Origin of the sequence: Mesorhizobium sp. M1399 (assembly GCF_040317735.1) — a bacterium.
Classification (GTDB): domain Bacteria; phylum Pseudomonadota; class Alphaproteobacteria; order Rhizobiales; family Rhizobiaceae; genus Mesorhizobium.
Map to the genome: position 1 here is coordinate 297524 of NZ_JAMYKZ010000007.1, position 20011 is coordinate 317534.

Sequence of the window (20011 nt, forward strand, 5' to 3'; positions counted from 1 at the left end):
CAATGGCTGCTCCCTTAGTCTCCGTTCTGCTGCCGACCTACAATGCGGGACCTTATCTTGCCGCTGCGCTGGGTAGCATCCTGCGCCAGGATTACGATCGTCTGGAGGTCATCGCCATCGATGATGGCTCGACCGACAACTCACTGCAGATCCTACAGAAATACCGCCAGGCCGACAATCGCATCTCGATCATCTCACGCGAAAACCGTGGCCTGATTGCAACTTTGAACGAAGGCCTGGCCATGGCCCGCGGCGATCTGGTCGCCAGGATGGACGCCGACGATGTCGCCTATCCCCGGCGCCTGTCGCGACAGGTCGCGCTGTTCAACCAGCAGCCTGACCTCGCGCTGTGCGGCGCGGGTTTCGACACCTTGCTCGGCAACCGCATCGTCAGGGGTTCGCCCGATCCGATATTCCAGGACAATAGCCTGCGCATCTTGTCGATGTTCTTCACGATCTGCATGCATTCCACGGTCGTCTACAACAGGAAGGTCATCGAAGAGAGCGTTCTATTTTATAACGAAAGGTACAAGCACGCCGAAGACTTCGACCTGTTCAGGCGGCTGACCGACCGCTACCCGGCGGCCATGATCCCCGAAAGCCTGATCGCCTATCGTATCCATGACGACAGCGTGACCAACAGGCACAAGCGCGAAATGCGCAGGACGCATTTGAAGATCGTCGCCGAGAACCTCGAGCGCGAGGGGCTCGCGGAAGAGACGCAAGACCTCCGCGACATCGGTGAGGTCCTGTCGATGGGCACGGTTCGCCGTGCCGCCGAGTGGATCCTTGCGCTGGAAGAAAGGATTGCCGCGCTGCCGGCCGAGGCGAGGCCGAGCTACCAGGCCGGCACGCTGAACCTGTTCTACTTCCTCTATCAGCTCATATCGGGAGAAAGACAGCCGTTGCTGATGCACGAATTCCTGACGCGGACCGCGAAATGGAAGCTCATCCGGCGCCGCGAGCAGTACGTGTTTCGCACCGGTGCCTTCGCGCCGCGCTTCAGTCTCGCCTCGATGTCGGTCACCAGGCAGGTGGATGCCCTGTCGCGGTATCTGCAATCCGTGCCGGCCGCGGCGGTTTTGCCTTCGAACCAGTTGAGCTAGCAACGCATGTTCGTCAAATCGCACCAGCTCCAGCAGCGCGGCCACTCGACGGTGCCGGCGGCCATGTCGCCGCGGCCGCAGCATGGACCGGCGCCGGCGGTCAGCTTCATCGTCTGCACACGCGACCGCGTCGCCGTGCTCGAGCCCTGTATCAGGTCGATCCAGGCCGCGTGTCGTGCCCATGCCGACTTTGCCGCCGAGCTGGTGGTTGTCGACAACGGCTCGACCGACAGCACCGCCAAACGGCTGGCCAGCATCGCCGAACTGTCGGACATCCCGTTCACCGCTATTCGCGAACCACGACCTGGACTGGCGGCCGCGCGCAACGCCGGGCTGGAGCGGGCGCGGGGCCGCGTGCTCGTCTTCGTCGACGACGATTGCGCAGTCCACAAGGATTATCTGCACGATCTGCAACGGCACTATTCGGCCGGCGAACGGGTCATCCGTGGTGGCCGCGTCGAGATCGGCGATCCCCGCGACCTGCCGTTCACCATCAAGCGGTCGCCGGTGCGCGCGCGGCTTACGCCGGATGTCCATCCCGGTGGCTTCGTGCTTGGCTGCAACATGACGATGCACCGTGATGTTGCAGCCCGCATCGGCCGTTTCGACGAACGCTTCGGCGCCGGCGGCCCGCTGCGCTCGGCCGAGGATACGGACTATCTCGTGCGGGCGGTGCTGCTTGGGATTCCGGTCGAATATGTGCCCGACATGACGATTTACCACCATCATGGTCGGCGCGATCGCAAGGCCATAGAAAAGCTGCACCGCGACTACAGCATGGGCAATGGCGGGCTTTGCCTGAAACATATCCGGCACGCGCCGTGGCTGCTTCGCCATTTCTACTGGTCCATGAGGGCGGCCTTGCGCGAACTGAGGAAAGGCCCTCTGTTCGACCGTGAACTCAAGCTGTCGCACTGGCCGATCATCGGCATGAACTTGCTCGGCGCGGCCAAGTTCGCGGTGCTTTCGCTGGTGAAATCGCCGCAGCCGGCGCAAATGCGACAGGAGCAACAGGCAAATGCCGAGGCGAGGTGATCCGCAATCATGCGATTGATGCCGCCCAGCCTGCCGATGCTGCGCCGCGCGCTCGGGCAAAAGCAGTTGCGCCTGCTTCCGGCCGTGGTGGTGCTCGGGCTGCTCAGTGCGGCGCTTGAGGGGTTCGGCATCGGCCTGATCATCCCGTTGCTGAACATAATCATGGGGCAGGGGCAGACCGGCATGGCTGGCTTTTCCGCCGTCTTCCAGCATGTCGGATCCAGCCTGAGCGAGCGCGACCGGCTGATCGTCATATCCGTCGCCATCCTCGGCTCGATCGTGCTCAAGAACCTGTTCGCCTACGCCAATACGCTGCTGACCACCTTCATCTACGGCAAGGCAAGCCATTCGATCCGCAGCGCGCTGTCGGAGCAGCTGCTGCGGGTGGGCTACCCGTTCTTCCTGCAGCAAAGCCCTGGACGGCTGCTCAACATCATCTCCAACGAATCCTGGCGGGCCTCGGATGCCATCCAGATCACGCTGGGGGCAATCGTCAACGCATCGGCCGCGATCATCCTGCTGACCTTCCTGCTGCTCCTGTCGTGGCAGATGACGCTGCTGGTCACGCTGGGCCTGGCGCTGGTGCAGGTCGCGCACGCCATGCTGTCGGCCAATCTGAAGGCGCCGAGCCGCAGCGTCGCCTCCCGCAACAGCCAGCTCGCATCACAGATGCTGCATCTGGTGCATGCCGGACGGCTGATCCGCATCTTCGGCCAGGAGCAACGCGAGAAGGCGGCATTCGACCAGGCATCGGATGCAGTGCGCCGGGCGGCGTTCGTGCTTTTGACGCGTCAGGGAGCGTTGCCGCCGCTGACCGAGGTTCTGCACGCCATGCTGTTCCTGGCGGTGGTGATCGGCGCCTGGTTCGCCAATGTCAGCTTCCCGCTGATCGTCGCCTTCGTCATCCTGCTCTACAGGCTGCAGCCCTACATGCGGTCGCTGCAAATGGCCTGGAGCCAGTTGCAGGGCCTGAGCGGATCGCTTGAAGAGGTGACGTGGATGCTGGACCCATCCGGTAAGCCCGAGCCGCCGCAAGGTGACGCGGCGTTCCCCGGGCTCAGCCAAGGCATCAAGTTCGAGGACGTCACCTTTACCTATTCTGGTTCGGAACAGCGCGCGGTGGTGCTGCATGCGGCGAATTTCGACATCCGCAGCGGCCGCTCGACCGCGCTGATCGGCCGCTCTGGCGCCGGCAAGACGACGATCGTCAATCTCCTGTGCCGCTTCGTCGAACCGGATAGCGGCAGGATCCTCGTCGATGGATCGCCTCTGGACCGCATCGACCCCAGCCAATGGCGAAAGCACATCGCGCTCGCCAGCCAGGAGCTGGAGCTGGTCGACGGCACGATTTTCGACAACATTATCTACGGCCAGGACGCGGCCTCGGCCGATGACGCCGAGCGCGCGGCAAAACTGGCCGAAGCGCATGGCTTCATCGAGCAACTGCCGCAAGGCTACAGGACCGTCGTCGGCTACCGCGGCGTCAACCTCTCGGCGGGACAGCGGCAGCGGATCGCGCTGGCCAGAGCCCTGGTGCGCGATCCCGATATCCTCATCCTCGACGAAGCCACCAATGCGGTGGACGGGCTGTCGGAAGCGGCGATCGTCGAGACGCTGAAGTCGCGCGCCGGCCGCCGCACCACCATCGTCATCAGCCACCATCGCAGCACCATCTCGTTCTGCGACGACGTGGTGATCCTGAGCCACGGCCGCGTGAAAAAGCAGGCGCCCTTCGCGGCGCTCGCGACGCTCAGCATGGACGAGCTTTACCAGCACGAGGCGCTGGAGGGCTGAGGGCGCCCCCCGCTGCGTGCGCGCGCTGGGAGGTCGTCTCGGATGTCAAGCCAGGTCAAGCATCTCAGGGCGAGGAGCCCTCCGCCATGCCTCTCTGCAGGATTTCTGAGTGATCCCGAGCTTACCCGCTTTCGATCTGGAGCGTACAGAACCAAGGGTCCGCCTGCCAAATCCATCAATGGCAGGCGGACCCTAATCAGCGCTGAAGGGACTGATTCTGCGCCGATCTCTCCTCGAGGAGGTGACGCCATCAACTGAAGACGGGCGCAGTTGTTCCCGGCGCCGGCCGTACACGAGACCATTGCGCAGGCAGGTCAGACTTAGGTCCTATAAACGGGCATCGCTGGCTGGAGTGAACATCGGGTCTGCTCGGTGGTAGCGAAACTTCGGCCGGAGGTCGACGCAGCCATTGGGTTCCGGGGCATGGCTCGGCGCTGATCATAGGCGGCGATCGATCCCCGCACGCCTGATGGAGGGGCGCTTGCATTCCTGCGGAATGCCCATCCACCGGCGCCAAGTGAAGTTCTCCAAGCGGTACGGGCTCAGCGGTCGTCAAGCTGTTGCTAATATGCAGCACAGGCAGCGCTCTATGAACAGCGTCGCTTGGAACCGCTACCTCCGACCAACCGTTAGTGTCACAATGACGAACCAAAAAGTGAGGCTGACGATGGACCCGCTGCAAAACAACACGTTGGAGATCTGGTGTCTTGCGGCTGTTCCGCTGTCACTGCTCCTTACGGTGTTATTAGCCGGATTTATTCTTTAGCTGACCCAACGAGGCCGGCTTTGCGGACCGGGCCAGGAAGATGAAAATGACGGCCATTAGGCACGGTAGGGTCGCGGACACCCCGTGGCACCAGGCCGTGGCTGCCTTTTCCAACGTGCCCCCATAATCGGCTCTTTCGAGCGATCCGGCTCGCGGCGATTGCTCGCGGCGCCGTGGCGAGGGCGAGCATCCGAGCTCGTACGTTTTTTACACAATCTCTGATTGGTGGACTCGCCCGACGCCATCGACGTTAATTTTGCGTTAGCGACAGGAGGGGGAAGATCGCTAACGGGAGGAAGAAAATGAAAGAAAACTACGATCTGACGATCGACTACGACGACGTGCCTTACGACAACAAGCCTTACGATCTAGCCACATTCGCAAGGAAGCACGGGCTCAACATTCGAGCCGCCGAGCTTCTTCTTTTCGCCAAGGGCCCGTCTCGAGCGGCCTGCGATGCCGCGGCGAGGGCTTTTCTGGCGGCAGTCGCCGCACAAGCTATGAGACAATCGGCGCGGTAGGTCTCACAAAGCCATTGCTGACACGGCCTGCCGTGTCAGCAACCTAACGGACAGCGCTGGAAATTCCGGGCCGTTTCCAACAAGATGCCTAAGCATCCGGGAACGGCCTGAAATGTGCAATCTTTACAATATCACGACCAGCCAGGAGGCCATTCGCCAGTGGACCCGCGCCTTGCGGGATATCCTCGGCAATCTCGAACCCTCCATCGACATCTATCCCAACCAGCCAGGCCCTGTGGTGCGCAACACGCCGGACGGCGAACGCGAATTCAATTCGCCCGTGACATTTTTGTTCCCGTTTTGTTCAATTTGACCAGAAACCGCCCACATTGCAAGCGAACGCTTCGTCACTGAAAGGTTTATGCCGCTTGCGCGAGGTGCATCAGGTACGGTTCTGAACAATTTGCATACCGTGCTAAAATCCGCGGGCGACCGCGATGGGCGTCGTTACCTGCTTCTGGACGCACCATGTTCTCGTAAACTGTCCGGCGCAGAGATGCGTGGCCGCCGTCTTCGCAGGCTCAGGTTCCGTCAGGCATCCGGCGCGGCTGCCTGGCAAGCGACAACACGCCCAACGCCGCCTCAATGCTTCTTGAAATACTGCACCTCACGTTCGTGCTTCTCCGCAGCCTCGCGGCTGTCAAACGTCCCGAGATTGCGGCGCTTGCCGGTCTTTTCGTCCTTCTTGCGCGAATAGAGGCGGTATTTTCCGTCTTTGAGTTTTCTGATCATCTGTCACTCCCCGAGCCGCTGCTTCCCCTTGAGGTTGCGCGCGGCTTGTTCGATCGCCGCCCGGTCGTTGCCCAGCCTGTCGATCAGCTCCTGTGCCTGTTCGCCCGATATGCCGGTGCGCACCGCCAGGGCCTCCACCGTCAAGACGTCGGAACTCGCGAACTCGCGGGTTTCCGGCAGGGCATCGCCTGTCGTCAGCGGCAGGGCTGCCTCCCTGTCGATCTCGGCCTCAGCCCGGTGCCAGTGCCGCTCGGGATCGCCATGGATCCCGCCTTCACGTTCCCAGATCTGGTATGCGCGCTCACGAATCTTGTCTTCCCGGTCGTCGCCCATGTTGATTTCTCCTTTGGGTATCGGATGAACGCCGCGCCAACCCGAACGATCCAAGAAATCTGCGTGATCGTTGGTGGGGTCGCACAAGGCGCCATGCCCTGCGGCCGCCAGCCACGCCCGGCCTGCCTACTCGCACTGCCGACGCGGCCCGCCGGAATACGGCTGATAGCTATTGTCTTCCGGTCGATATGACCGGTAGCGGCTGAAGCAGTATTGGACGTGGTCGGATGAGAGCTCGGCGTCGCCGGTTTCGTCCGGCCGCGGGTAGCCCTCCACTGACGACGTATCGCTCGCCTCGACGTAGCTGCCGTCATCGGCGGCGTCGAGATAGGGCGATATGCAGGGGCGCTGTTGGCCGCTGTAGGATGTGTAGCGGTTGTCGCCTGGCCTGTAGGAGCGGTAGCGGCTGGCGCACCATTCGACATGGGCGGCGGGCAGCGTCTGCTGCTCTTCCACCGCCGGCTTGATGGAGCCGGTGGTGTCGGGTGTCGAAGCTGCGGCGGTGTCGGCGGGTTTCGAGCTGCGATCAACTTCCGAGGTGCGAACGGGAACCGGGCGGGCCGGGAGGCGCTCGAGGCGCTGCGAGGCCGGGTTTACCGGGCGCGGATCCTTGGCCCACAGTTCGGCGACGCTGGAGACCGGGGCGGGCGGCCGCACCGGCTTGGCTATCAATAGCCAGGTGGCGAATGCGAGGCCGCTGGCGAATACGGCGAGCGTCAGGACGAAGCCGCCAAAGATTGCGAACAAAGCTTTCATGCCGCGCTCCTTCGCCTCCCGGTTAAGGAAATGCGGGGGCGAGGAATCCGGTTCCAGGAAAGAGCGCGGGGGGAGAGGATTTCAAAAAAGGAAGACCCCTCTCCGTCTCGGCTTCGCCGAACCACCTCTCCCCGCTTTGCGGGGCGAGGAACCCAAGATCGCGTAGGCGGCCTTTCAGTGCAGGCCGAATTCGCGCAGCAGTTCTTCGCGGTAGCGTACGAAGCGGCTTTCGCTGCGCTCGCGCGGGCGGGGCAGGTCGATGTCGATCAGCCGCGCCGCGCCGCCTTTCTCCTTGGGCAGGATCAGCACCCTGTCGGCCAGGTAGATCGCTTCCTCGAGGTCGTGCGTCACCATCACCATGGTGACGTTCTCCTCGCTCCAAATGCGCGCCAGCTCCTCCTGCATGCCGATCTTGGTCATCGCGTCAAGCGCGCCCAGCGGCTCGTCGAGCAGCAGGATTTCGGGCTGCACGGTCAAGGCGCGGGCGATGCCGACGCGCTGCGCCATGCCGCCCGACAGCTGCCTCGGGAAAGCATCGCCGAATTCGGCGAGGCCGACGAGCGCGATATAGAAGCGCGCCCGTTCCTCGGCCTCGGCCTTCGGCACGCCGCGCACTTCGAGGCTGAAGGCGACATTGCCGAGCACGGTCAGCCAGGGCAGCAGGCGCGGTTCCTGGAAGATCACCGCGCGCTCGGCGCCGACGCCGTGCACCGGCTTGCCGTCGATGGCGACGCCGCCGCTGTCGGCGGCCTCCAGCCCGGCAAGAATGCGCAGCAGCGTGGTCTTGCCAGATCCGCTGGCGCCGACGATGACCAGGCATTCGCCCGAGCGGATGTCGAGGTTGAGGGTCCTCAGCACGGCAAGCGAGCGCCCGCCGATGCTGAACGATTTGGACAGGTCGCGTATGCTGACCTCACCGCCGCTTGTGCTGCTCATCGCGCTCGTCTCCCAGCTGCCGGTTGGCCTTGTCAGTTGGTCTTGGTTTCGCCGGGCCGGTAGAGGATGTCTGTTGCCTTCAGCTTACCCTTTGGCAGGCGACCGTCGCGCTCGAGCACGCTGACCCAGAAGTCGATGTCGCGGTCCGTCGCCTTGGCCCCCTGGCGCAGCCCGAAGCCGGTCCAGTAGCGCGCCAGCTCGCCGTTTTCGCCGCGCTTGTCGAGGATTGTCGCGAGCACCTTGCGCGCTTCGTCGGGGTTCTGCAGCGACCAGTCGGAGGCGCGCGCCGATTGCTCGACGAAATTGCGGGCGGCGTCGGGATGCGCGGCGATGAAGTCGCGCCTGAGCACGACGAAGCCGCCGGCCAGTTCGCCCAGCACGTCGGTGTCGTTGAACACGCCACGCACGCCGCCATTGTCGACCAGCGCGCCGGCAAAGGTCGCCTGCCAGTAGCCGAGCGCCGCGATGTCGACCTGGCGGGAGCGCAAGGTCTGTTCGAGTTGCGGTCCGGGCACGACGACGAGATTGGCGGCATCCGGCGACAGGCCGACGCTGTGCAGCGCCTCGCGCACGGTGTAGTCGAGATGGGCGCCGAGCGTGTTGACGGCGATTGTCTTGCCGGCAATGTCGGCGATCGATTTGATCGGGCTGTCGTCGAGCACGTAGAAGACGCTTCGCACCTTGCTGTTGATGCCGTTGCTCGGATAGATGGCGACGAAGTCGTTGCCGCCGGAAATCGAATTGATCACGGCGGCGGTTGCGGCCGATCCGATATCGACGCTGCCGGAGGCGAGCGCAAACAATGATTCCGGGCCGCCGCCGGAATAGCCGACATTCTCGACCTCGATACCGAGGCCTTTGAAATAGCCGAGCTCGCCGGCCAGTTCATGCGGAGAGATGCTGCCGCGGCTGGCGAGGGAGCGGAACTTGACGGGTGCGGCTTCGGCAAAGGCGAAGCGCGGCAGGCCGGCGGCGAGAAGGCCGGCGGCGAAGGGTGCGCCGGCAAGCAGGGAACGGCGGGTGACTTTCATGGTGGTCTTTCCTGGTTGGCTTGGCTTGGGTCTGGTCGATGGCGAAAGGGGAGGTCAGTCGACGGCATTGTTCCAGCGGCAGAGCCGCCGCTGCAGGCTGACCAGCGCCTGGTTGGCGATCAGGCCGAGGCCGGCGAGGATGACGATTGCCGCAAACATCAGCGGGATCTGGAAGTTGTACTGCGCGTTCATCACCTGAAAGCCGATGCCCTTGTTGGCGCCGATCATTTCGGAGGCGATCAACAGCAGCAGCGCCGTGGTGGCGCTGAGCCTCAGCCCAACGAAGATCGAGGGCACGGCACCGGGCAGCACGACGCGGCGGAAGACGGTGAGCTGCCTGGCGCCATAGACGCGGGCCATCTCCAGCAGTTTCGGATCGACCTGCTTGACGCCGCCGATGGTGTTGAGCAGCAGCGGGAACAGCGTCGCCCAGAAGATGACGAACACCTTGGAGGCTTCGCCGAGCCCAAGCAGCAGGATGAATACGGGATAGAGCGCCAGCGCCGAGGTCTGGCGGAAGACCTGCAGGATGGGATCGAGCGCGGTCTCGACCGCGCGCACCTGGCCCATGAACAGGCCAAGCGGGATGGCGACCAGCACGGCGGCCGCGAAGGCGAGACCGGCGCGCTGCAGGCTGATGGCGATGTCACCGAGCAGAGTGCCGCCGGCCAACCCCTTCCAAAGTGCCGCGACAATCATGTCGATCGGCGGCAGCACGGCCGTGTTGACCCACCCGGCGCTGCTCGACACTTGCCAGATTGCGAGGAAGGCGATGAGGGCGCCGTAGCGCGACAGGAAGCGGATGCCTGCCCGGCCGCCGAGGCGCAGGAAGTCCGTGCCCAGGCTTGTCGTGCCGTCACGCGTGCCGAGGCTGGCGGCCTGTTCGATGTGCTGCAAGGTCATCGTCTTGCCTCTCGCTTCGAGGGTAGTGGGCTTCTCGGGATTATTCGGCGGCCAGCACGGCCGAGCGGGCGGCGGTCCACGGGTTTTCAGGCCGCCTGAGGCCGAGGTTCTCGCGCAGCGTCCTGCCTTCATAGGCGGTGCGGAACAGGCCGCGGCGCTGCAGTTCGGGGATCACCAGCTCGACGAAGTCGTCGAGCCCGCCGGGCAGCCAGGGCGGCAGGATGTTGAAGCCGTCGGCGGCTTCGTTGCCGAACCATTCCTCCAACTGGTCGGCGACCTGCACTGCGCTGCCGATGACGGTGTAATGGCCGCGGGCCGTCGCCACCCATTGGTAGAGCTGGCGGATGGTGAAGTTGTGCTCGTCGGCAATCTGGCGGATCAGCGCCTGGCGGCTCTTCATGCCTTCGGTTTCCTTGCTCGGCGGCAGCGGGCCGTCGAGCGGATAGCCCCTGATGTCGAGCGTCTGGCCTGCCAGCCCGTTGAGCAGGGCGACGCCGTCTTCGGGCAGGATGAGATCGTTCAGCTGCTGGTATTTGGCGCGCGCTTCTTCTTCGGTACGGCCGACGAAGGGTGCTACGCCGGGCATGATCAGCACCTGCTCGGGATCGCGGCCGACGGCCGCCACGCGGGCCTTGATGTCGCGGTAGAATTCCTGCGCCGACGCCAGGTTCTGATGGGCGGTGAAGATGACTTCCGCCGAGTGGGCGGCGAGCTTGCGGCCGTCCTCCGATTGCCCCGCCTGCACCACCACCGGGTGCCCCTGCACAGGGCGCGGCACGTTGAGCGGACCCTTGACGCTGAAATGCGCGCCCTTGTGGTCGATGTCGTGGAGCTTGTCCTTGTCGTAGAAGCGCCCCGATTTCTTGTCGCGGATGAAGGCATCGTCCTCCCAGCTGTCCCACAGCGCCTTGACCGTCTCGACATGCTCATGCGCGCGGGTATAGCGCTCGGCGTGGGCAGGCTGGGTATCACGATTGAAATTGCGCGCGGTTTCGTCGCCGGCCGAGGTGACGACGTTCCAGCCGGCGCGGCCATTCGACAGATGATCGAGCGAGGCGAATTTGCGGGCGAGCGTGTAGGGCTCCTCGTAGGTGGTCGAGGCGGTGGCGATGAAGCCGAGATGCGTGGTGAGCGGCGCCAGCGCTGCAAACAGCGTCACTGGCTCGAAGCCGGCGATCTTGGCATTGCCGCCTTCGCGGGCGCCGAGCCCGACCGTCAGATTGTCGGCGAGGAAATAGGCGTCGAACAGGCCGCGCTCGGCGGTCAGGGCAAGCTGCTTGTGGAACTCGAAATTGGTGGCACCGTCGGCCGGCGCCTCGGGGTGACGCCAGGCGGCGATATGCTGTCCGCCGCCGGGCAGGAAAGCGCCCAGTTTGATTTGCCTGGATTTGCTGGACCTGGTCATCGCGGCGTGCTCGTGGATTGGTCGGGGAGGGGATCTCGGGTCAGTGGTGCGTTCAGGCGGCAAGGCCGACGCGATAGGGCACTCCGGTTACCCGGCATGCCTCGGCGACCGCCTGCCGGGCGCGGGCATGGATCGCGTCCGACACCAGCACGCCATTGGCAAAATCCTTGTCGGAGGCGTAGATCGCGGTCGGCACGGTCAGCGCCTCGAAGAAGCCGAACAGCGGCCGCAGCTGGTGCTCGACGATCAGCGAATGGCGTTCGCCGCCGCCGGTCGCGGCGAGGATGACGGGCTTGCCCCTCAGCGATGACGGGTCGAGCAGGTCGAAGAAGTGCTTGAAAAGCCCGGTATAACTGCCTTTGAAAGTCGGCGAGCCGGCCACCAGGATGTCGGCGCCCAGCAGCCGTTCGACGATGTTGCGCGCCGCCGGGTCGAGGTCGCCGAGGCGCCTTGCCTGCGGCAGGGACGCGCCGAGATCCTCGATGTCGAAGACGGCCGAGGCTGCGCCGATGCTTTCGGCGGCCTGCCCGACAATGTGGCTGACGAACGCCTTGGTCTTCGATGGCCGGGTCAAGTTGCCCGACAGCCCCACCACAAGCTTTTTCGACATTCCTGGCTCCCTCTCAAGCGCTCTATTTTAAGATCTTGGGCCTAGCGATCTATTTTAAGTCTAGAGATTTTGTATAATTAAAAGAGCGAGAAAATTTCAAAAGCAGGGCGATGAGCGAACTGAGTTTGCTGCACATCGCCCGCAATTGGTTCATTCAACGCGCCGTACCGCGCTGAAAGATCGCTGCAGCGCCTGCAGCCGCGATAGCGCAGCGCGTCGGACAGAAGCGCATGAACAGCCGGCCGGACATATCAGGCAAGTCGCCCTCGGGCGCTCCGGCGCGACGTCGGGGAACCATGTCCTGATGCCACGATCCTGGATGGCCTAGCGGCCCTCGGAGAGGACGCGGCGCGGGCACAGGCCAAGGTGCTGGTGGGCTCCGCGGCATGTGGCGAGTCAGGCCAATTTGATTCAAATCCGGCTGTGGATATTTGCTTTTGGGTAAATCGAGGCGGTCATCTTGCCGGCCGGCGGGCAACAGGGAGAAGCCTATGACAAGCGACTTTGCCGCCGCACACCTCCACCTCGAACGAGCCTGCCATTATTTGAGCGGCGAGGACGAGACGAGCCGCACGGCTCGTGCGGCTCTGGATCTCCTGATCGATGCAATTGTCGCGGCGCAATACAAGCGGCCCACGGGCGACGTTGTGGAATTTCCAAGACCGGCAAAGCTGGGACAATCCGCAAGCGGGAACGGGTAATCCAACCGTCGGCATCGCTTTGCTTCCGCCGGATCACATGAACCAGGTTGCCACCAGGCCGATCGTCGCCGAGAAAATAGCGGCGGTCGTTGCCCAACCGAGTATGTTGGTGCTGCGGCTGTTCACCTGGTCGCCCATGATCCTGCGGTTGTTCGTCATCAGCATGATGAGCAGCAGCAAGGGCGGCGTCGAGAAGCCTTGAACGATGCCGGACCAGACCAGCGCCTTCATCGGATTGAAGCCAAGGAAGTTGAGGCCGGCGGCGATCGCGGTAAAAAATCCGATGGCGAGATAAAATTTGGGCGCCTCTCGAGCCCGGGCGTGCAGGCTGTTTTTCCAGCCGATGGCTTGCGCCACATCATAGGCAGCGCCGGTGGTCATGACAGGAACCGCGAGGAAACCGACGCCGATCACGCCTGCGGCGAACAGAACGCTTGCGGCCTGGCCGGCGAGCGGCCGCAGCGCCTCCGCCGCCTGCGCGGCCGTGTCGATATCGTGGTGGCCCGCCTTGTAGAGCGTAGCACCCGTCGACAAGATGATGAAATACATGATGAGATTTGAAAACATCATGCCGATGAGGATGTCCCGGCGAGAGCGACGGAGTTCGCTGTCGGTGGCGCCCTTCCTTTCCCTGAGCGTTGTCCGCCCCTGGGCAATCTCCTCCTCGACCTCCTCATTGGACTGCCACGTGTAGAGATAGGCGGACAGCGTCGTGCCGATGATGGCGACCAGGATCGACAGGAACTCACGGTTGAATTCGATCCTGGGGAGCAGCGTCCCGCGCAGCACCGCCGCGGCGTCCGGCTTGGCCAGAATGGCGGCACCGACATAAGCGAGCAGCGCCAGCGCCAGCCAGCGAAAGATGTTGCGGATCAAAGTATAGGAGCCGAAGACCTGGAGGGCGAAGATGAGGGCGGCGACGAACAGCACGATCAGCGGAATGGGAAGCGGCACGAATATGTTGATCGCCGCGGCCATTCCACCGAGATCCGCCGCTGCCTCGATGGTGTTGCCGACGAGCACACCCAAAAGCACCGACCAGAGCAGCCACCGCGGGTAGAAGTCCTTGATGACGTGGAACAATCCGCGCCCCGATACCTGGCCGAGCTTCGACGACAGGTAGACGACCGCGTACATCATCGGCAACGTCACCGGAGCCGTCCAAAGCAGGTCGGGTCCGAAACGGGCGCCGGCGCTGGCATAGGTGCCTATCGCGGAACAATCGTCGTCGGCCGCCCCTGTTATCAGGCCGAGGCCGAGCGCGCGGCCTATGCCGCCTTTACCCTCCTCCGGTGGAGTGGAACGATCGGAACCGGCCTGCCTCATTGCGATCGGACCGGGTGGGGAACGAAAGGCGCGGCCTGCCATGGAACAATGCTAAGGATCGGTCGGGGCGCTGGTCTCATTTTGCCTCCTTCAACAACTTGCCCAAACCCGGCGTGCCATGACTTGTTCCGCAACGACGGGGCAGGGTTTTGCCCCAGGCAAAAAAGTTCGGGTTGACCGCTTCCGAACGCGAAGCGACTATCCGCGCGAGGCGAAGATCGCAGGAGGAAGTGCAATGGACGAGCCCGATCAGTGGCGCCACATGTCGAGCGCGCCAAGGGACGGCAGCAGAATCCTTGTCACGGTTCGGCCTTCCGAACAGGGGCCGGCCGAGGTCGACATGGCCTACTGGGCCCGCGCCGATCAGTTCGGCAGCGAAGGCTGGCGCGCTTCGGATTCTTCGCCGGGACGCATCGTCGAATATGCCGAACCCGAACTGAAGTGCTGGATGCCGCTGCCGTCGGCCAATCTCAGCAAGGGATCGATGCCGAGCCCGTGGGAAGGCGAAGATGTGCCGCTGGTGGATGGCTCGGGGATATGAAAGGGCCGAATGCCCAGGACCTCCAAGAGCCGATATCCACGGCTACCCGCATTCGCCAAAAGTGCGCGCAAGCTGTCCGCGGCGGCCCGGAAATCGAACCCCTGGATCATTGACGCCCGGCGGGCCCGCTGGTTCTCAAGATAGCGCGCGAGCGCAATGTCGTGGCGCAGTGGCCCGCCGCGCGGCTGCGGGTCCTGCCTTGAAACATCATGCCAGATGGGCCATTCCGTCGGGGGTAGCACAGCGTCCTCCTGAGATACCAGTCTCCCGACACTTGTCTTCCCTGCGTCGTGAGAAACGCGGTGGAGCCAGCGTGAAGGATTCGTGAAAAACACCAGGCCGGGCGAAATGACGGTTGAAATAGAGGCAAGTACAGGAAAGGATTGCAAAGAAGCTGTGGCTGTGGCGGATCCGATGGCGCACCCTCATCTCTGTCTGTTAGGCGGCTTTGACTTTGCCGGAGGAGCGGTGGCCCCGGTTTTCAGCCGCAAGGCTCGCGCCATGCTGGCTTATCTCGCCCTGCAATCCGGACACTCCCAATCGCGCGAGAAGCTCGCCGCGCTTTTGTGGGGCGGCAACAGCCAACCCAGGCCCGAATGAACCTTCGACAGGCCCTATCCGCCATAAGGAAAGGAATGGGCGCATCCGATGGCGAAAGGTTTCTGAGCGACGGCGACAGCATTACGCTCAATCTCGACGATCTTGATTTCGACGTCGCGCGGTTCGAGTCGCTGGCCGCCGGCTCCGACCCGGAGCAACTCGAGCAAGCGCTCGTCGTCTATCGTGGCGACCTCCTGGACGGGTTCGGCCTGAAGGAGGAGCCGTTCGAAGATTGGCTCAGAGTGGAGCGCGAGCGATTGAGGGCAATCGCAACCATCATGCTGGAGAAGCTCGTCGCGCACTATTCGGCAACGAATGATCTTCCATCATGCCTGCGGGCGGCGGTGCGCCTGCTGGCTTTGGAGCCCTTACGGGAGGATATCCACCGAGCCCTGATGCGGACCTATGCCGCCCAGGGCCGCTCGCGCTGAAACAGTATGAGCGCTGCCGTGATGTGCTGCAACTGCAGCTCCGCTTGCAGCCCGAGCCGGAGACCCGGCAACTCTATGATGACCTGCGGACGCGCCGCGTGACGCCGCAAGCCACTACCCGGATAGCCGCCTCGGTGTCGCCTTCCCAGACACCGCCAACGTCGGCAGCCCGAACAGGTGAGCGGCCGGCGTCCCGGGCCGAGCCGATGCGCCCCGCGACCCACTATGTCAAATCGGCCGGAATCAACATCGCCTATCAGGTAACCGGCGACGGGCCGGTCGACCTGATCTATGTGCCTGGGTGGGTCTCCAACCTCGACCTTGCCTGGTCATCGCCGCGGCTGGCGCATATGCTCCAGCGTCTCGGTTCCTTTGCCCGCCTGATCCGTATGGACAAGCGAGGCACCGGACTGTCCGATCGCAATGTTGGTTTGCCAACGCTGGAAGAGCGGATGGAAGACATGCGAGCGGTGTTGGATGCGGTCGGATCAAAGCGAACGGTTCTGTTCGGCAGCTCCGAAGGGGGGCCTATGTGCATGCTTTTCGCGGCGACCTATCCCGAACGAACAGCGGCTGTCGTGCTCAACGGAACCTATGCCAGCGGCCGATGGTCGCCGGATTATCCATGGGCAAGGACAAGCGAGCAGGTAGAAGAAGATCTGACCGCCGTCGAGAGACAGTGGGGGGAGCCGGCGGACATGAGCAACGCCGCGCCCAGCCTGATGAACGACAGTTTCGAGAGAGAATGGTTCGCCGCGTATCTTAGGAATTCAGCCTCGCCTGCCGACGCGGTCGCGCTCTGGCGCTGGGGCACTGAAATCGATGTTCGCGCTCTTCTCCCAACCGTTCACGTCCCGACACTGATCGTGCAGACGGCGGGCGACCGCTGGGTAAAACCGGAAGAGGGGCGCTACCTGGCAACGCATATCGAAGGCGCCAGATACATTGAGCTTGCCGGCCGTGATCACGTAATTTGGGGGGAGAATTCCGATCGTTTGGTCGACGAGATCCAGGCTTTTGTCACCGGCTCGCTGCCGGCAACGTCGAGCGAGCGCGTGCTTGTGACGGTGCTGCACATGGAAATCGTCGGGTTGCCGCCGGCTCCCGTCAACGCTAGCGACCGGGCGCGGCGCGATCTGATGCAGCGACACGACGACGAGATACGCAACGAATTGCATCTTGCTAACGGTCAGGAAATCAGCCGCACCGGAAACGGGTTTCTCGCGGTATTTCTGCGACCAACGCGGGCGATCCAATGTGCAATCGCGGTCCGTCGTCGAATGAAGAGGTTAGACCTTCAGGTTCGCGCGGCAGTCCATATTGGCGAATGCGAAAGGCGCGGAGACGACTTCACCGGTGTTGCAATTCAACTGGCATCACATCTGCTCGACGTTGCCGGACCGGGCGAGATCATCGCGTCGCGCACGGTTCGTGATCTCGTGGCCGGTTCCGGCCTGGCTTTTGAAGAGCATGGCGAGATGGAGCTTGCAGGTGTTCCCGGCAGCCTGCAGCTTTTTCCGTCAATGAACCGGCTGCCTGAGGTCCCACTGGGTTGGGATATGAGCCGGAGAGTTCAATAGGCCGGCGGGACAGCGCCCCCCTCTGTCCTGCCGGACATCTCCCCCACAACAAGGGGGGAGATCGGCAGCTTCACTGTCGGCCCTCAGAACAGGAATGCGGCTGTAGCGGGGTTTGGGCCGGTGCGGCCGTCGGGCGAATCCATGCCCCGGATAAGCTCGAGGTCTTTCGCTTCCAGCTCGAAATCGAAGACGTCGAAATTGGCGGCGATGCGGTCCTGGTGGATCGACTTTGGAATGACGATCAGCCCTTCCTGAAGATGCCACCTGACGATCGTCTGCGCCACCGACTTGCCGTGTTTCCTGGCAATGCTTTCAAGCGTCGGATCGCTCAACAGCCGGCCGCTGCCCAGCGGGCTCCAGCTCTCGATGCGGATGTTGTGCCTGTTATGAAATTCGCGTTTGTCACGCTGCTGGAAGCGGGGGTGGAGCTCGATCTGGTTGACGGTAGGCGTGACGCCGGTCTCGCCGATGATCCGTTCGAGATGGTCCTGGTTGAAGTTCGAAACGCCGATCGACTTGATCCGGCCTGATTGCCTGAGTTCGACCAGCGTCTTCCAGGCTTCGACATATCTGTCCTGGCTGGGCACCGGCCAGTGGATCAGGAACAGGTCGATCTGCTCGATGCCGAGCTTGCTCATCGTCTCGTCGAAGGCGCGCAAGGCGGCGTCGCGCTGATGGGCGCCGTTGCGCAGTTTCGAGGTGATGAACAACTCGCTTCTCGGCACGCCGGCCGAGCGGATTGCCTGCCCGACACCTTCCTCGTTCTGATAGCCTTCGGCGGTGTCGATCAGTCTGTAGCCGGCCTCGATTCCCCAGCGCACTACCTTGGCGGTGATGGCTGGATCGACCTGCCACACGCCGAGGCCGATTTGCGGAATGGCGGAGCCGTCGTTCAATCTGATCTGTTCAGGTCTATTCAGGGTAATCTGTTCAGGCATGTTCAGGTCCTTCTGCATCGTTCCGCCCGGCGCAGGCTCTATCTAGTCCGGATGGCCGGCAAAGCGAGTCAATATCAGGAGAATGTGAGGAAACGGACGTGAAGCGCTGATCTCGATGTCCGTTCGGGCCGACAGCGTTCCAGCTTTTGACCCATTGGACTTGAGTACAGGAGCCGCCACTATTGCCGATAATGTGGTATTCTGTCGACTATCCGAGGAGGCGACTGCGTTGACCAACAGCTTGGAAGCCGGAGGGGCAAGAGACTGGTCGCCTCTGCTGGTCGCGGCAGAAAAAGGCGATGCGGAGGCGGTTCGATCGGAATTGGCGGCTGGCGCCGATATCAATCAGCCGGACGATGGCGGCTGGTCTGCACTTCACCTTTCAGCCCTCAATGACCGCACAGCTGTGGTGGAGGCGCTGATCGAAGACCCGGAAATCGACGTGAATTCCAGAAACAAGTGGAAGAGCACGCCCTTGAGCCTTGCGTCCGCCAAGGGACATTATGCGTGTATCTCAGCCCTGGTGAGACACCCCCAAATAGAGATCAACGCGCGAGCTGACTACTACGGCAGAACCGCTCTAATCGAGGCGGCGAAGAACGGGCATCTCGAAGTCGTCAAGTTGCTCGTGGAGAATGGCGCGGAAGTAAATCTGACCGACAAGACGGGGAGAAACAACGCGCTCATCGAGACTATCAAGGGGCGGCACTACGAGATCGCGGAGTACCTGCTGGATTCTGGGAAAGTGAGCTTTATCAACAAGGAGATGAGGCTAAACGCCCTGATCTGGGCTGGCAGCTGCCACAACCCTCAGCTTATCGAAAAGCTGGAAGCCGCGATCCACAGTTTCTTCGACGGCAAATAAGGGCCTCGCCCTTCCTGTCGCGGGGCGCGTCCGTATCTCCCGTCACGTCGACGCGCTCGATGGCGCAAACAGCCCCGCAACGCTTCACATGAATTATTCAACCAAACGGTTGACTATCTCAAAGCGTGCGTCTATATTCAACTACATGGTTGAATTAGAGACATCTCAGATGGACGCGGTTTTTCACGCCCTTGGCGACGCCACCCGCCGGCACATGCTTCGCGATCTCGCCGATGGCGAGAAAACGGTAAGCCAGCTGGCGGAACCCTTCGTGATGTCGCTCGCGGCCGCCTCCAAGCACATCAAGGCGCTGGAGAACGCAGGGCTTATTCGTCGAGAGGTGAGGGGCCGCACGCATCTGTGCCGACTAGCCCCTGGACCGCTGGCCAGCGCCCATCAGTGGCTCAGCTTCTACGAGCGCTTCTGGACCGGTCGTCTCGATGTTCTCGAACGCCTTCTTCGCGAAGAGGGCGCACGCAAAGCCCAGGATGAGCCCAGGAAATCGCCCAATCCGAAAGAAGGAGACGAGCAATGAACCAGATGAGAACCATCGGCGCCTATGGCGAGCTGACCGAGCCCGCCACGTTCACCATCCAGCGCCTTTTGCCCGGCCCCATCGAGCGCGTCTGGGCCTATCTCACCGAGAGTGACTTGCGACGGCAATGGATGGCCGCAGGCCAGATGGAAATGAAGGCCGGCAGCTCGTTCGAGTTCGTCTGGCGTAACGACGAGCTGACCGACCCGCCTGGCCAGCGCCCCGCGGGCTTCCCCGAAGAGCATCGGATGGAGGGCCGGATCACCGAACTCGATCCGCCGCGCAAGCTTTCCATCACCTGGGGAAATACCGGCGGCGTCTCCTTCCTGCTGGAGGCGAAGGGTAGCGATGTGCTGCTCACCGTCGTCCATCGGCGCCTGCCGGAACGTGCAATCCAGCTCAACATCACCGCCGGCTGGCACGTGCACCTCGACCTGCTGGCCGCCCGCCTGGCGGGTAAGACACCGACCTCGTTCTGGGACGGCTGGAGCCGCCTGCGGGACGAATACGACCGCCGCCTGCCGGCCTGATGTAACTCGCGGCGGCCATCCCTGAGGTCGCCGCCA

21 protein-coding genes and 1 pseudogene are annotated in these 20011 nt (G+C 63.1%); 12 read left to right on the forward strand and 10 right to left on the reverse strand.

Annotation, left to right across the window (positions count from 1 at the left end):
- Positions 1–2 precede the first annotated feature (2 nt).
- From NKH05_RS14735 to NKH05_RS14755, 5 genes and pseudogenes are all read left to right on the forward strand, one after another.
- A complete protein-coding gene (locus NKH05_RS14735) occupies positions 3–1106 on the forward strand; it encodes a glycosyltransferase family 2 protein (RefSeq protein ID WP_023722381.1) in 1104 nt (367 codons plus the stop codon).
- Positions 1107–1169: 63 nt separating this feature from the next.
- Positions 1170–2141: a glycosyltransferase family 2 protein gene (locus tag NKH05_RS14740; RefSeq protein WP_031195092.1), complete on the forward strand. Its 972-nt coding sequence runs from the start codon at positions 1170–1172 to the stop codon at positions 2139–2141.
- 9 nt (positions 2142–2150) lie between these two features.
- On the forward strand, positions 2151–3935 hold the full coding sequence (locus NKH05_RS14745; protein ID WP_502895814.1) for an ABC transporter ATP-binding protein: 1785 nt from the start codon (positions 2151–2153) through the stop codon (positions 3933–3935).
- Between the two features lie 1068 nt (positions 3936–5003).
- A complete protein-coding gene (locus NKH05_RS14750; RefSeq protein ID WP_051409764.1) occupies positions 5004–5222 on the forward strand; it encodes a hypothetical protein in 219 nt (72 codons plus the stop codon).
- A 112-nt stretch (positions 5223–5334) separates the two neighbouring features.
- Positions 5335–5490, forward strand: a pseudogene (locus NKH05_RS14755) (SOS response-associated peptidase); the annotation flags it as partial.
- A gap of 314 nt (positions 5491–5804) precedes the next feature.
- Here the strand turns inward: NKH05_RS14755 and NKH05_RS14760 are convergent.
- The 9 genes from NKH05_RS14760 to NKH05_RS14800 form a co-directional block, all read right to left on the reverse strand.
- Complete coding sequence (locus NKH05_RS14760; RefSeq protein WP_023722376.1) at positions 5805–5954, reverse strand: hypothetical protein; 150 nt, start codon at positions 5952–5954, stop codon at positions 5805–5807.
- A gap of 3 nt (positions 5955–5957) precedes the next feature.
- A complete protein-coding gene (locus tag NKH05_RS14765; protein WP_352592677.1) occupies positions 5958–6287 on the reverse strand; it encodes a DUF2934 domain-containing protein in 330 nt (109 codons plus the stop codon).
- A 126-nt stretch (positions 6288–6413) separates the two neighbouring features.
- On the reverse strand, positions 6414–7043 hold the full coding sequence (locus tag NKH05_RS14770; protein WP_352592680.1) for a BA14K family protein: 630 nt from the start codon (positions 7041–7043) through the stop codon (positions 6414–6416).
- Between the two features lie 174 nt (positions 7044–7217).
- Positions 7218–7979 (reverse strand): ABC transporter ATP-binding protein, encoded by a 762-nt coding sequence (locus NKH05_RS14775; protein ID WP_353025600.1) that lies wholly within the window; start codon positions 7977–7979, stop codon positions 7218–7220.
- Positions 7980–8011: 32 nt separating this feature from the next.
- Positions 8012–9010 (reverse strand): ABC transporter substrate-binding protein, encoded by a 999-nt coding sequence (locus NKH05_RS14780; RefSeq protein WP_352592682.1) that lies wholly within the window; start codon positions 9008–9010, stop codon positions 8012–8014.
- 54 nt (positions 9011–9064) lie between these two features.
- Positions 9065–9913 (reverse strand): ABC transporter permease, encoded by an 849-nt coding sequence (locus NKH05_RS14785; protein WP_353025601.1) that lies wholly within the window; start codon positions 9911–9913, stop codon positions 9065–9067.
- Between the two features lie 40 nt (positions 9914–9953).
- The gene (locus NKH05_RS14790) at positions 9954–11318 is read right to left on the reverse strand and encodes an LLM class flavin-dependent oxidoreductase (protein ID WP_023722370.1); all 1365 of its coding nucleotides are present in this window, start codon (positions 11316–11318) and stop codon (positions 9954–9956) included.
- A gap of 52 nt (positions 11319–11370) precedes the next feature.
- A complete protein-coding gene (msuE, locus tag NKH05_RS14795; RefSeq protein WP_023722369.1) occupies positions 11371–11928 on the reverse strand; it encodes an FMN reductase in 558 nt (185 codons plus the stop codon).
- Positions 11929–12662: 734 nt separating this feature from the next.
- Positions 12663–13955: an Nramp family divalent metal transporter gene (locus NKH05_RS14800; RefSeq protein ID WP_023722368.1), complete on the reverse strand. Its 1293-nt coding sequence runs from the start codon at positions 13953–13955 to the stop codon at positions 12663–12665.
- A gap of 235 nt (positions 13956–14190) precedes the next feature.
- Here NKH05_RS14800 and NKH05_RS14805 point away from each other — a divergent pair, with 235 nt between their 5' ends.
- The 4 genes from NKH05_RS14805 to NKH05_RS14820 all read left to right on the forward strand — a co-directional run bounded on the left by NKH05_RS14805 (position 14191) and on the right by NKH05_RS14820 (position 17107).
- Complete coding sequence (locus tag NKH05_RS14805; RefSeq protein WP_023722367.1) at positions 14191–14496, forward strand: hypothetical protein; 306 nt, start codon at positions 14191–14193, stop codon at positions 14494–14496.
- A gap of 324 nt (positions 14497–14820) precedes the next feature.
- Positions 14821–15096: an AfsR/SARP family transcriptional regulator gene (locus NKH05_RS14810; protein WP_353025604.1), complete on the forward strand. Its 276-nt coding sequence runs from the start codon at positions 14821–14823 to the stop codon at positions 15094–15096.
- Positions 15097–15131: 35 nt separating this feature from the next.
- Positions 15132–15527, forward strand: a complete 396-nt coding sequence (locus NKH05_RS14815) for an AfsR/SARP family transcriptional regulator (protein ID WP_353025605.1) — start codon at positions 15132–15134, stop codon at positions 15525–15527.
- A gap of 206 nt (positions 15528–15733) precedes the next feature.
- The gene (locus tag NKH05_RS14820) at positions 15734–17107 is read left to right on the forward strand and encodes an adenylate/guanylate cyclase domain-containing protein (protein WP_353025607.1); all 1374 of its coding nucleotides are present in this window, start codon (positions 15734–15736) and stop codon (positions 17105–17107) included.
- 83 nt (positions 17108–17190) lie between these two features.
- Here the strand turns inward: NKH05_RS14820 and NKH05_RS14825 are convergent, their stop codons facing one another.
- Complete coding sequence (locus NKH05_RS14825) at positions 17191–18045, reverse strand: aldo/keto reductase (protein ID WP_353025608.1); 855 nt, start codon at positions 18043–18045, stop codon at positions 17191–17193.
- A gap of 229 nt (positions 18046–18274) precedes the next feature.
- Between NKH05_RS14825 and NKH05_RS14830 the strand changes: the two genes are divergently transcribed.
- The 3 genes from NKH05_RS14830 (at position 18275) to NKH05_RS14840 (ending at position 19975) form a co-directional block, all read left to right on the forward strand.
- Positions 18275–18910: an ankyrin repeat domain-containing protein gene (locus NKH05_RS14830; RefSeq protein WP_352855713.1), complete on the forward strand. Its 636-nt coding sequence runs from the start codon at positions 18275–18277 to the stop codon at positions 18908–18910.
- Between the two features lie 145 nt (positions 18911–19055).
- Positions 19056–19445, forward strand: a complete 390-nt coding sequence (locus NKH05_RS14835) for an ArsR/SmtB family transcription factor (RefSeq protein ID WP_353025626.1) — start codon at positions 19056–19058, stop codon at positions 19443–19445.
- The gene (locus NKH05_RS14840; protein WP_352494420.1) at positions 19442–19975 is read left to right on the forward strand and encodes an SRPBCC family protein; all 534 of its coding nucleotides are present in this window, start codon (positions 19442–19444) and stop codon (positions 19973–19975) included. Before NKH05_RS14835 ends, NKH05_RS14840 begins: the two co-directional genes overlap by 4 nt.
- The last annotated feature ends 36 nt before the right edge of the window (positions 19976–20011 follow it).